The organism is Pseudoalteromonas distincta, from assembly GCF_005877035.1.
Lineage (GTDB): Bacteria > Pseudomonadota > Gammaproteobacteria > Enterobacterales > Alteromonadaceae > Pseudoalteromonas > Pseudoalteromonas distincta.
On sequence record NZ_CP040558.1, the window covers coordinates 168,042 to 180,274 of the forward strand.

The window sequence follows — 12,233 nt, forward strand, 5'->3', positions numbered from 1 at the left end:
CTATGTATTTAAGCTTTTTTAATTTAAGTGAAATGCCTTTCACGTTAACCCCTAACACACAATTTTTTTGTGCGCTTGAGCCGCACCACGAAGCGATGCAAGTGTTAACAACTGCCATTGAAATGGGGGAGGGGTTTATTAAGGTTACCGGTGAAGTTGGGACTGGTAAAACATTGCTTTGTAGAAAGTTATTAAACCAACTTGAGCCAGATTACATTGTGGCTTATTTACCTAACTCTTATTTAAGCCCAGAAGAGCTTAGATGGGCGATTGCAGTTGAGCTGGGCATGGATGTAGATAAAGCATTGGATCAACAAGCACTAGGGCAACTTATAAATCATCATTTACTCGACTTACAAGAAGACAATGAGCGCGTAGTACTTTTGATAGATGAAGCGCAATGCTTGAGCTGGGAGACTCTAGAAGCGCTTAGATTATTTACAAACTTAGAAACAGAAAGCGAAAAGCTGATTCAAGTAGTGCTATTTGGACAACCAGAACTTGATGAAAAACTGGCAAATAATAAAGTAAGGCAGTTACGCCAACGTATCAGTTTTTCGTATAAATTAAGGGCGATGACTGGCGCAGAGGTTGTTTATTATATTAATCATCGCTTACAAGTTGCAGGGTTTAATCGGCCTCCTTTATTTAATAATAGTATGGGGCTTAAGATTGCCAGAGCAAGCCGTGGTATTCCTAGATTAGTTAATATTTTATGCCACAAAGCACTATTACAAGCGTACGGTGAAGGATTAAATACAATAACAAATCGCCATATTCAGCTTGCCATAAAAGATACTGAAGACTGCGCAAAATACCGGACAGGCCAATATTGGAGTTACAGCGCGTTAATGTTTAGTGTTTTAGCTATTGCTGCTATATGGGTTTGGAGGCAGTGGTTGTGAGCGTTATAAATAATATGCTTAAAAATATTGAGCAACGTGAAGCTAAGCAAGTAAGTATTCAAGAAGGTGTAAGCGTAAAGCCAATATATGATGTAAGAAACATTGTATTTAAAGCCGTAATTTTACTTATTATGCTAAGTGTTATTTTTTTAGCATACCTGTATTTACCTACCGCCGACAAAAAAGAGACCCAACGTGAGCCTGTATTACCACAGCAAAAAATGGTTGCGGTTATAACCTCTAATTTATCTGACTCCCAAGATAAAAAAAGCACTGCAGAACCTATGGTTGAGCAAGAAGCTGTGAAGGCAGTTATACCAATTGAGCAGATAAAACCAAAAGTGAATGATTTAGCTGAACCCAAGTTGAGTGAAGCTACATTATTGGTTTCTCAGCCGGTAGTTGAGCCGGTTGTAATTGCGGAGGTTAAACAAAGCTCTGCACTAGCTAATAATAAAGAGTTAACCGCAAGCGAAGTTACTGTGAGTAAGCCAAAAATTACGCTAATGACTAAAGCTAAGCCTCAAAATACTATGATTAAAAGCGTGGCAGAAGCTAAGTCGCCACAGGCTTTATTGGTTGAGCAATTAGCGGCAGCTAAGCAGGCAATACAGTTTGGCTTATACAACGAAGCTATAAGTGATTTAAACGTGATTTTAGCGCAATCGCCTTTACATGTTGAGGCTCGAAACTTACTGGCTGCAACTTACTTTAAACAACAAGATATAAATTCTGCACAGCAGGTTTTGCAAGCGGGTATTCGCCAAAATCCTAACGTACTTGAATGGCGTGTAATGCTAAGCAAAATACTTATTATGCAACAACAGTATGAAGGGGTATTGCTGCTTTTAAGTGATGAATTTGAGCCTCAAGCGAATCTTGATTTTTGGGTGCTGCAAGGGACTGCCGCGCAAAGTGCAAGTAAGCACCATAAAGCACTTGAAAGCTTTAAACATCTTACAAAGCTTCAGCCTAGTCAAGCCAAGTGGTGGCTTGCACTTGCAACCTCAAAAGATGCACTGGGAGAATATCTGGATGCTAGACAACTTTACAAAGTAGCTCTAGATTTAGGTGGATTAAATACTGCTATGACTCAGCATGCATTACAGCGTTTAGTTGCGCTAAAGGAGGCCGTATGAGACCTAGTTTAAAAATGCGCTTAGGCGATTTACTTGTTCATGAACACATGATCACCGAAGCGCAACTAAGTGAAGCACTAAATGTTCAAGCAGCGACGGGTCGTAAATTAGGTTCGACACTTATTACCCTTGAGTTTATTAGTGAGCCACAACTATTACGCTTTTTAGCGCAGCAATTACAGGTACCTTTTTTAGATATATCACAGCGAAAAATATCACATGATGTATCTAAGCTTTTATCTGAAGTATATGCGCGTCGTTACAGAGCATTAGTAATTGAAGATAATGGTGACTCTGTTTTAGTCGCGATGAGCGATCCTGCTGATTTAAGGAGCCTTGATCAACTTGCGACTATGCTTGCTCCTAAACGAATAGATTTAGCTGTTGTTCAAGAAAGCCAAATTATGGCTGCGTTTGACAACGTGTATCGCCGTACAGATGAAATTACCAACTTTGCAGCACAACTTCATGAAGAATATCAAGACGTAGAAGAGTTTGATTTAAATTCTTTAGGTGATGAGACATCAGATGCAACCGTTGTAAAGTTACTGCAATCAATATTTGAGGATGCTGTACAAGTTCGTGCATCCGATATTCACATTGAGCCAGATGAAGGTTTGCTTCGCATTCGTCAACGTGTAGATGGCATATTACAAGAGCACACTCTTAACCAAGTAAAAATAGCATCGGCATTAGTGCTACGTTTAAAGCTTATGTCGGGATTAGATATATCTGAAAAACGCCTCCCTCAAGATGGCCGGTTTAATATAAAAGTGCGCAGCCATAGTATTGATGTGCGTTTATCTACCATGCCGGTTCAGCATGGTGAATCAGTTGTAATGCGCCTGCTTGACCAATCCGCAGGATTACTATCATTAGATGAAACGGGTATGCCTGTACACATATTAAAACGTGTGCGCAGCATTATAAAACGTCCACATGGGATGGTTTTAGTTACCGGGCCAACAGGTTCGGGTAAAACAACCACACTATACGGTGCACTAAGTGAGCTGAATCAACAAGAAAGTAAAATTATTACAGTAGAGGATCCTGTTGAGTATCGTATCGGTCGTATTAACCAGGTACAAATAAATAATAAAATAGGGCTGAGCTTTGCCAGTATTTTACGGACCGCTTTAAGGCAAGATCCTGACATTATAATGGTTGGTGAAATGCGGGACCAAGAAACCGTAGATATTGGGTTAAGAGCCGCTTTAACAGGTCATCTTGTGTTATCAACGCTACATACTAATGATGCAATCACTAGTGCTATGCGGCTAATTGATATGGGGGCACCGGCTTACTTAGTGGCAAGTTCACTGCGCGCTATTATTGCCCAACGATTAGTAAGGCGAGTATGTAATGACTGTAGAGTACCGTACTTGCCAGATCATCAAGAAATAAGCTGGCTAAAATATTTAGGCGAAGATGTTACTAAAGCTCAATTTTCTAAGGGGCAAGGTTGCACTGCATGTAACCATAGTGGTTATAAAGGGCGTGTAGGTATTTTTGAGTTGCTCGAAATGGATGATGCAATGATGGATGCATTACGAGTTAACGACACACAAGGTTTTGCAAAAGCCGCTAAAAATAGCGCGAATTTTTCGCCGCTCTCAACAATGGCATTAAACTACGCCAAACAAGGAATTACCTCTTTAGATGAAGTATTTAAAGTGGCTGAATATATCCCAGAAATAGTAGGGGATATTGATGCAACTATATAGCTACAAAGCGAAAGACAGCAAAGGTATGTTGGTTAAAGGCCAATTAGAAGCGAGTAACCAAGCTGGCGTAGCTGATAGTTTAATGAAGCGTCAATTTATACCAATATCAATCTCTTTAGTTGAAACAAAAAATAACATCAAAATTTTTGATAATTTATTTGTCGAAAAAATAACGCTAGACGACATGATTATGTTTTCTAGGCAAATGTATTCGCTATTAAAAGCGGGTATACCAATTATACGAGCAATGGTTGGGCTGGCAGATACAACGCAAAATAAAAAATTTAAAAATGTACTAATAGAAGTTACCAAGCAGCTTGAGCAAGGCCGCGACTTATCCAGTGCAATGGCGATACATAACGAGGTATTTAGCCGTTTAACAGTATCAATGGTAATGGTTGGTGAAGGCTCTGGACGATTAGAAGATGCGTTTTATCAACTCGCTATTTATTTTGAGAAAGAACAAGAAACCCGAAAGCGTATAAAAGCAGCTATGCGCTACCCTACTTTTGTTATTTTGGCTCTAGTAGCGGCTATGATTATTTTGAATATTTTTGTTATTCCTACCTTTGCCAGTATGTTCGAAAAATTTGATGCTGAATTGCCATTAATGACTCAAATATTAATTGGCACTAGCAGCTTTTTTGTTAACTACTGGTGGTTATTGTTGGTAATGGGGATTGGTTCTGTTTTTGCTTGGAGGCGTTATTTAAATACAGAGCTTGGACGCTTTAAGTGGGATCAATATAAATTAAAAATTCCATTTATTGGGGATATTTTAAAACGGACATTGCTTGCGCGCTACAGTCAAAGTTTAGCTATGGTATTGCGCTCCGGTGTGCCTATGACTACTGGTTTATCACTAACAGCGCATGCCGTAGATAACAGCTATATGGAAAAAGCGATTATTACTATGCGCCAAGATATAGAAAAAGGCGATAGTTTACTCAGAGCCTCAAAAAGTTCTCAGCTGTTTTCTCAGCTTGTATTACAGATGGTAGCGGTAGGTGAAGAAACGGGCCGGGTTGATGAGCTACTTCAAGAAGCTGCTGATTATTATGAGCGTGAAGTTGATTATGACTTACGAAGTTTAACCGCAAAAATAGAACCTATTTTAACTGTGTTTGTTGCCATTATGGTGTTGATTTTAGCATTGGGTATTTTTATGCCTATGTGGAACATGATGTCGGCAATCAAAGGGAATTAAAGTGAACACAACAATAACTAACTCAAAAGGTTTCTCATTATTTGAGTTAGTTATTGTTGTTATTTTACTGGTAGTCATTTTGAGCTTTGCTATACCTCAATATATAGGTATTAAAAATCAAGCGCATAATGCAAGCGTTGACTCTATAGCCGGTAGTTTCTCATCAGCTGTTGGCATGGTTAGAGGACAATGGGAGTTAGAAGGTAGGCCAAACAGCAGGTCAAACAAAACATTTGTTAACTATGCAGGGGTAATAGTTGGTGTTGATGGGACGTTAGGTACACCAACAAGCGATGAAACAGAAAAAAAAGATACTCGTGCAGAAGTTATAAGTGCGAATAAATGCCGCCAAGTTTTAAATATAATTTTACAAGATGCACCCAGTAGTACGTTAAGTAATGAATTATCGATAATAAAAAGTGTAAGTTTTTTAGTTAGGTACAATGCAGAAAATACGCAATGCGTCTATTATTTAACTCACACCATTGATGTTAAAAGTATACCTACCAATACGGGGGAAATATCAGGTCTAACAGGTTTTTCATACTTTGCTAAAACAGGCAAAGTAAAAATATTTAAAAACTAAGTAATTAAAAAGAGGCTTATTTATGAAAACGCAATCGTTAAAAAGTTTACCAATAAATAAACAAGCAGGTTTTACACTTGTTGAATTGATCATCGTAATTGTTATTTTAGGCATTTTAGCTGTTACCGCAGCACCTCGCTTTTTAAACTTGCAAGGTGATGCCAATGCTTCAACACTTGAAGGCTTACAAGGGTCGATTCGCAGTGGTATGAATATTGTGAATGGTAAGGCACTTATTGCTAATATACAAAATAAAGCAGAAACAGATACTCCAACACCTATTGTTGAAGGCGTAGCAATCCGATTTGGCTACCCAGTAGGGACTCTTGATGCATTTGAGGCATTTTTAGATATAGATTTTGCAGATGTAACCGATGATCCTACTATCGCTGATAGTACTGACTTCAATTTGTCAGGAGGGGATGATGCTACAACTCCAGTCATTATTTTTCCAAATAGCTACCTAGTCACAGATTCTTGTAAAGTTACTTATACTCCAGCTTTAAACAAAGATACTCCAGCAACAGTCGCTATCGATGTTAGCGCTTGTTAATATTAAATGATAAGCAGTAGTAAGCAACGATTGCGTGGCTTCACACTCATTGAGTTAATTATTACTCTAGTGATATTGGGAATACTGTCGGTAACGGCAGTTCCTAAATTTCTGGGAAGCTCAACAGAAGACGCATACTCATATCGAGACCGTACTTTAAATGCACTTAGGACAGTGCAGCTACGTGCAATGCAAAATACAGCAACAACAAGTTGCCATACCCTTTATATAACCTCCACACTTATTGCTCCCCCCGCAACTGATACATGTAACGGTGGCGCTGATGTAAACAACACCGATCATTTAGTGGTGCAAATAGATACACAAAGAAGTGATATAACATTTAGTGCTTTAGATAGTAACGCGAACATTTTTACCCAAATTAGTTTTGATCCTTTAGGCAAATCAAATCAAACCTGCACTACGCAATGTCGAATCGATGTTGGATTAGCTGGCGTATGCATAAGTGGAGAAGGGCTAATATATGCGTGCCCTTAAAGTAAAAGGTTTTACTTTAATTGAGCTTATTATTGGCATAGTCATGTTTGCGATTGCATTGAGTATTATTACAGCTTTAATTGCCCCACAAGCCAAAAAAAGTGCAGAGCCGATTGTGGCTTTAAGAGCCTCTGAATTTGGTCAATCACTAATGAACGAAATTCAAAGTAAATCATTTGATGAACACAGCGACAGAAGCTCTCCTTTTAAGCGGTGTGGCGAAATATCTATAGGTGCTGAGGCTTGTACCGCACCTGCTGACTTAGGAGTAGATAACTCAGAAACCAGAACCAGTTATAACGATGTAGATGACTATATTGCACTGTCTAACCAGCCTATTACTAATAGCCTAGGTGAGGTGTTAAGCCAATACAGTGACTTTAACTTAGTTATTACAGTCCAGTACGATAGCGACTTTAACGAATTGACTATTAACGATGGCACAACCTTTAAGCGTATTACTATAGAAGTAACATCACCCTTAGGCGAAGTTTACGGGTTTAGTGCATATAAAGGGAATTACTAATGCAAAGAGCCAAATATCAAAATGCATTTACCCTTATAGAGCTATTACTTGTCATGGTTATTATTGGTATTTTAGCCGTAAGTGCATTTTCGTTTATTGGTGCCGGAGTCAGTATTTATTCGCAAGGGGTTGAACGCCAAGAAGCTGTAGCCCAGGCCCGCTTTTTAATAACGCGACTTAGTAAAGAACTTCGCCACGCTACACCAAATTCATTAAGACTTTCTTGCGATAACAGTACTAGCGGAGCATGTGGTGCTCAGCAGTGCTTAGAGTTTACGCCGTTTTTATCGGCCACTCACTATACAAATTACTTACCAACTGTAGCGCCTTTTAATGTTAGCGCTGTTGATTTTGAACTTAATAATTTAACGCAGCCGCAAGCTGGAGATTGGGCAACTATTTACCCGTTAAGCAGCGCTGATATATACGACGAGGATAATAATAAGCGTTTAAAAATATCAGTATTTAATAGCTCCACCACTAGTGCAATTGATGAGTGGCAATTTAGCAAAGCATTTGCCCAAGAGTCGCCAAGTAAGCGCCTTTATTTACTCTCTCAACCTGTAAGTTTTTGCGTTGAAGGGCAGTATTTATATAGATATACCAATTACGGTTTTACTGTTAATCAATTAGATGCCGTGAGCTTACAAATAAGCAGTGGTGTTAAACGTGATTTATTAGGTATTTATATTGCTAACAATTTAGCGAGCGATTCATTTTTTACTCTTGATGCGCTTTCTTTACAAAGAAACGCAGTGCTTAATGTGAATGCGCAAATGCAATTTAACAATACTGAAGAAATGAGCTTTAACCATGAGGTACATATTCCTAATGTACCTTAAAAAAAACCTTCACGGAAAAGCCTTACCCAGTAAGCAAAAAGGAAACTTAATAATAGTTTCTTTAGTCATTATTGTTGCTTTATTAGCACTAGGATTAGCATTAGTTAAAGTGCTTTCTGGTGCATCTCAACAAAATACCATTGAGTACTATGGGGCTCGCGCTTTTATGGCAGCACAAAGCGGATTAGAAAGTGGCTTAACGCAACTATTTCCAACAAATAGCCCAGTTAAAAGCTGTACATCAGTTGCTACTGATTTAACCTTCCAAACTGCATATTTAGCTAACTGTAAAGTAGTGGTAAGTTGCAATGAATATATAGACCTACCAGATAGCAGTACAACAAACGGGCTTGTGAATATATATTACTTACAAAGCAGTGCAACGTGCGCCGCAATTGATTGCCCTGCAGGGAGTAGCTGCAGAAAAGATTATTGGCAAACACAAAGAACGCTCAGTGTGGAGGCTAAAACCTTACCATGATGAAAAATGTATTGGTCACTATATTTTTTAGCTGCGTGTTACTTTGTAATTACGCAAATGCAGTGCCTCCAAAAATCGAAGGGCGTTACATAGAACTGCAAGATACATATACATCGCCTGTTTGGACAAAAGTTAATTTTCAACAGCAATATATAACGCCTCCTGCTGTCTTTATGCTTTCGACAAACCAAGGCGGTAACCCTGCAATAATAAGAATACGTAATATAACCACAACTAGCTTTGAGGCCTTACCGCTTGAACCTTCAGGGGAGGACGGCGGGCATATTAGTATGGGGGCGCACTATTTAGCTGTTGAGTATGGTGTGCATCAATTTCCTGATGGGACAATTATGGAAGTGGGTAGTACAGACTTATTACTCGAATTACAGTATGGCTCTAAATCTGGTTTTGCTCCACTGACACCTAAGGGATATAAATCACTGACATTTGCTGAACCGTTTACTCAAAGGCCAAACTTTTTCCATTCATTACAAACACTCAATAGCATAGACAGCAATCCACCAACGCAAGCATTAATACCATTTTTAACAGTTGCAGTAGAAAGTAATTCTCTATCTACTAGCGGCGTTAATATTGCTTTAGAAGCATCTGAAACAGCACTTGGGATTATAAAAACCGAAACTGTTGCTTATATGGCTGTAGAGCCTGGAAGTAATCGCACATTTTCTGACGATAATGGCGTTGAGGTATCGTGGGAAACTTTTTTCACAGGCTTTGAAGTTGACGGCTGGAGCAATGGCTGTAATTACTTTAGTTTTACTAATAATTTTAGTGTGGCTCCGTTAGTTGTAGCAAGTAAAAACTCACGCCAAGAAGATGATGGCGGGTGGCTACGCAGCTGTAACCTAAGGACTGACAGGTTAGGGCTTGTTGTTGACGAAGATCGTGATGGCGATAACGAGCGCCGCCACGTAAACGAGGAAGCATCAATACTCGCCATGACCAGTACCTTTGTGTTTAACGGTGATATTTTAGATTGTGATACCTTGTTCCCAGGCGCTATTTCTACTTATAACAATGGTGAGGTGCAGTTAGTTCAAGGGGTAGAAATAACAGATGGTAATGCGCAGTTTGTCACCACCACAAGTTTAATTTCTACTGCGCTGACGAGCCCTCCTTTGTGTAATGGCCAGGCGTGTGTTGCTGGTGGCTATAACTCTTTAGAGCCAAATCAAGCGGCGCAGGTGCCAACGGTTACAAACGATGGCAGCTCAACAGGGCCCGTACCTACTTCTTTAGCTGGCGACTATTATTACGATGAGTTGCAGTTAAGTATGCTGGAAACACAATACAGAGTAACAGCGCCTACACGTATTTTTTTAAAAGACACAACCTCACTTCTATCAACTTCATTTTTGAATATAGGTAAAACAAATATAGTAGTAGAAACTGGCGCGTATTTAGCGATTTATGTTGATGGTGCGATTGCTATTGCAGCCGATGCCAATATTGCGGCCTATATTGTTGCCACTGGTGAGGTAAGAATCGCACAAAATGTAACGTATCAGGGGTCAATTACATCTGCTACTCAAATTATTACCGAAGGGAGCTCAACGTTTGACGCTCTACCAGTACCCGAAAGTATCCCTGGTTTTTGTGGTATTTATACACCACAAACCCTAGATCATTATCGTTTAACAATAAGCGATAACAATGCTCTAACGTGTGAAGCTAAAGAGATGACACTCACAGCCTGTGCAAATGACGCCTGCGATTTATTATTCGCAGAGCCGTCTAGTTTAAACCTTTCTCCAGATAATAGTGGTCAGCAAAGTTGGGTTACGGGAGAGAATATTAATTTTACAGGATCAGCGGTTGTCGAATTTGCTAAACGCACCACAGGCAGTGTTACATTTGGATATAACACTGCAGAACCTTCAGCACCTCTGCGTTGTTATATTGCAGGTAATAATGTTGGATTAAGCGGCTGTAAAGTTACATTTTCTGATGCCGGATTTATTTTTAATAATGATACAGATGGAAATACTACCATTCCTACTCAGTTATCAGCAAAGCCTTCAAATACTGGATTTAATGCAAAAGCGTTATCTATTCAGGCGGTAAAAACAAATACCATTACGGGCGTATGCGAAGCTGCATTTCCTGCTGGTGGCGATGTAAGCTTAGATTTATCGTATACATGCAGTGCTGGTGCAAGTTGCTCTGATACGGTTTCACTTAGTAATAACAATAATACCTTTGCGGTAGAGCAAGCTTCTAAATCGTTCATACTAAACTTTGATAGTGAGTCTAAAGCCCCGATTGTTATAAATTATCCCGATGCAGGAAAGTTGAGTTTAAATGTAAATACCAATTTAATTTTAGACCCAGTCACTAATTTATCAGTAAATTTAACGGGTAGTTCAAATGAGTATGTTGTAAAGCCATTCGGATTAGCGATAGAAATTGCAAGTGATGGTTATGCAGCAGACGCTGATGGAAGTTTATTTAGATTAACTGGCGAAGCATTTGATTTAAAGATGAATGCGGTGCAATGGCAAACAGGGCAAGACACTAACAACGATGGTTACCCAGATAACTACAGCAATATAACAAATAACACCATTGCCAAGCACTTCATTACAGAGCAACCACTTGTAGAGCCATTACTTAAAGCGCCTACGCCAGGCATTCAAGGTACGCTTGAAGCGATGAGTACTGTTGCGTTTAGTGATACAGGTAGTTTGAGTGAATCTATATCGCAATATAATTACGACCAAGTTGGCATCATTGATTTAACAGCAGGTCTGCAAGATGCCGATTATTTTGGTGCGGGAGATGTAAAAGGTGAGCTATATAACGTTGGTCGTTTTGCACCTTCGCAGTTTCAGGTAGTGGGGGTTCAAGCCGCCGCGCAATGCACGCAATACGGCAGTAATTTAACTTACCTTGATCAACCTTTTGAACTTGGCTTTACAGTACAAGCACAAAATCAAAATGGTGAGCTAATGGCTAATTATAAAGAGGGCTTTGATAAGTCCAGTGTAGCCATTAATGCCGAAAATAATGAAGTAGCTAACTATGTACCTGCAACTAATTTTGCTAGCCGCTTAGTAAACCTAGGAAATAATAACTGGGGAGATATAAGCGACGGCCAATGGCAAATGAGTAAAATAAACACCACACTTCAAAGATTAGGTGTAGGGCAAGCAGACGGACCGTTCGCTATGGTCAGTTTAATGGCAACGCTTTCTAACATAGAAGGAGCAACGCTCATTGATGCAAATGATAAACCTAATACACAAGCAGCATGCTCGGGTGGCTGTAATAGCGTACGACTAAATACATTACCAATAGAGTTTAAATTTGGACGCTTAGTCCTTGGTAATAACGCAGGCTCCGATCTCGACCCTTTACTTATTCCTATGCAGGCTCAGTATTACAACGGCAGTGGATTTGTAAATAACGCAGAAGATAACTGTAGTGTATTTGATCATACCCAAATCACTCAAATATCACCTAACAGCCCGCAGTTAGCCTATGAATATGGAACGGGTGTATCTGGCCAGTTAGAGGCGGGAGTGTATCCGGCAAACAATGGTATTTATGCACAGCCAAATGGTTTTGGTGAATTTACCTTAGAATATAATACTTATGATTGGTTAAAGTGGGATTGGCAGGGGGATGAAACACAGCTTGATCCTCGTACTATTTTACAATTTGGACGCTTTCGAGGAAATGATCGGGTTATTTACTGGCGTGAAACACGCGAATAGTTGTAAACTAAGATAATAATTGAACAAAGCTTGTG

The 12,233-nt window shown here is 39.4% G+C and carries 11 protein-coding genes; all 11 read left to right on the forward strand.

The window, feature by feature from the left end; all coding sequences use genetic code 11:
* Window positions 1–2 precede the first annotated feature (2 nt).
* From FFU37_RS00715 to FFU37_RS00765, 11 genes are read left to right on the forward strand one after another with little or no spacing between them, the layout of a single operon-like run.
* Entirely contained in the window at window positions 3–905 is a 903-nt protein-coding gene (locus tag FFU37_RS00715) for an ExeA family protein (RefSeq protein WP_101217853.1), read from the forward strand.
* Complete coding sequence (locus tag FFU37_RS00720; RefSeq protein WP_138488441.1) at window positions 902–2,044, forward strand: tetratricopeptide repeat protein; 1,143 nt, start codon at window positions 902–904, stop codon at window positions 2,042–2,044. The genes FFU37_RS00715 and FFU37_RS00720 overlap by 4 nt, the downstream gene beginning before the upstream one ends.
* Window positions 2,041–3,768: a GspE/PulE family protein gene (locus FFU37_RS00725; RefSeq protein ID WP_138488442.1), complete on the forward strand. Its 1,728-nt coding sequence runs from the start codon at window positions 2,041–2,043 to the stop codon at window positions 3,766–3,768. The genes FFU37_RS00720 and FFU37_RS00725 overlap by 4 nt, the downstream gene beginning before the upstream one ends.
* Window positions 3,755–4,975, forward strand: coding sequence for a type II secretion system F family protein (locus FFU37_RS00730; protein WP_138488443.1), 1,221 nt, complete (start codon window positions 3,755–3,757; stop codon window positions 4,973–4,975). The genes FFU37_RS00725 and FFU37_RS00730 overlap by 14 nt, the downstream gene beginning before the upstream one ends.
* Window position 4,976: 1 nt before the next feature.
* Window positions 4,977–5,561, forward strand: a complete 585-nt coding sequence (locus FFU37_RS00735; protein WP_138488444.1) for a prepilin-type N-terminal cleavage/methylation domain-containing protein — start codon at window positions 4,977–4,979, stop codon at window positions 5,559–5,561.
* A gap of 22 nt (window positions 5,562–5,583) precedes the next feature.
* The gene (locus tag FFU37_RS20470) at window positions 5,584–6,114 is read left to right on the forward strand and encodes a prepilin-type N-terminal cleavage/methylation domain-containing protein (protein ID WP_138488445.1); all 531 of its coding nucleotides are present in this window, start codon (window positions 5,584–5,586) and stop codon (window positions 6,112–6,114) included.
* Window positions 6,115–6,120: 6 nt separating this feature from the next.
* Entirely contained in the window at window positions 6,121–6,612 is a 492-nt protein-coding gene (locus FFU37_RS00745; protein WP_138488446.1) for a type II secretion system protein, read from the forward strand.
* The gene (locus FFU37_RS00750) at window positions 6,599–7,138 is read left to right on the forward strand and encodes a type IV pilus modification PilV family protein (RefSeq protein ID WP_138488447.1); all 540 of its coding nucleotides are present in this window, start codon (window positions 6,599–6,601) and stop codon (window positions 7,136–7,138) included. The genes FFU37_RS00745 and FFU37_RS00750 overlap by 14 nt, the downstream gene beginning before the upstream one ends.
* On the forward strand, window positions 7,138–7,980 hold the full coding sequence (locus FFU37_RS00755) for a PulJ/GspJ family protein (RefSeq protein WP_138488448.1): 843 nt from the start codon (window positions 7,138–7,140) through the stop codon (window positions 7,978–7,980). Before FFU37_RS00750 ends, FFU37_RS00755 begins: the two co-directional genes overlap by 1 nt.
* Window positions 7,970–8,461 carry an agglutinin biogenesis protein MshP gene (locus FFU37_RS00760; protein ID WP_138488449.1) on the forward strand — a complete coding sequence of 164 codons (492 nt, stop codon included), beginning with the start codon at window positions 7,970–7,972 and terminating at the stop codon, window positions 8,459–8,461. The genes FFU37_RS00755 and FFU37_RS00760 overlap by 11 nt, the downstream gene beginning before the upstream one ends.
* A complete protein-coding gene (locus FFU37_RS00765) occupies window positions 8,458–12,198 on the forward strand; it encodes an H-type lectin domain-containing protein (protein ID WP_138488450.1) in 3,741 nt (1,246 codons plus the stop codon). Before FFU37_RS00760 ends, FFU37_RS00765 begins: the two co-directional genes overlap by 4 nt.
* Window positions 12,199–12,233 lie beyond the last annotated feature (35 nt).

What these genes read in the sequence shown, in the direction of transcription:
- FFU37_RS00765 (WP_138488450.1), top strand. Translation starts at nt 8,458, where the DNA reads ATGATGAAAAATGTATTGGTCACTATATTTTTTAGCTGCGTGTTACTT.
- FFU37_RS00755 (WP_138488448.1), top strand. Translation starts at nt 7,138, where the DNA reads ATGCAAAGAGCCAAATATCAAAATGCATTTACCCTTATAGAGCTATTA.
- FFU37_RS20470 (WP_138488445.1), top strand. Translation starts at nt 5,584, where the DNA reads ATGAAAACGCAATCGTTAAAAAGTTTACCAATAAATAAACAAGCAGGT.
- FFU37_RS00730 (WP_138488443.1), top strand. Translation starts at nt 3,755, where the DNA reads ATGCAACTATATAGCTACAAAGCGAAAGACAGCAAAGGTATGTTGGTT.
- FFU37_RS00745 (WP_138488446.1), top strand. Translation starts at nt 6,121, where the DNA reads ATGATAAGCAGTAGTAAGCAACGATTGCGTGGCTTCACACTCATTGAG.
- FFU37_RS00715 (WP_101217853.1), top strand. Translation starts at nt 3, where the DNA reads ATGTATTTAAGCTTTTTTAATTTAAGTGAAATGCCTTTCACGTTAACC.
- FFU37_RS00725 (WP_138488442.1), top strand. Translation starts at nt 2,041, where the DNA reads ATGAGACCTAGTTTAAAAATGCGCTTAGGCGATTTACTTGTTCATGAA.
- FFU37_RS00750 (WP_138488447.1), top strand. Translation starts at nt 6,599, where the DNA reads ATGCGTGCCCTTAAAGTAAAAGGTTTTACTTTAATTGAGCTTATTATT.
- FFU37_RS00760 (WP_138488449.1), top strand. Translation starts at nt 7,970, where the DNA reads ATGTACCTTAAAAAAAACCTTCACGGAAAAGCCTTACCCAGTAAGCAA.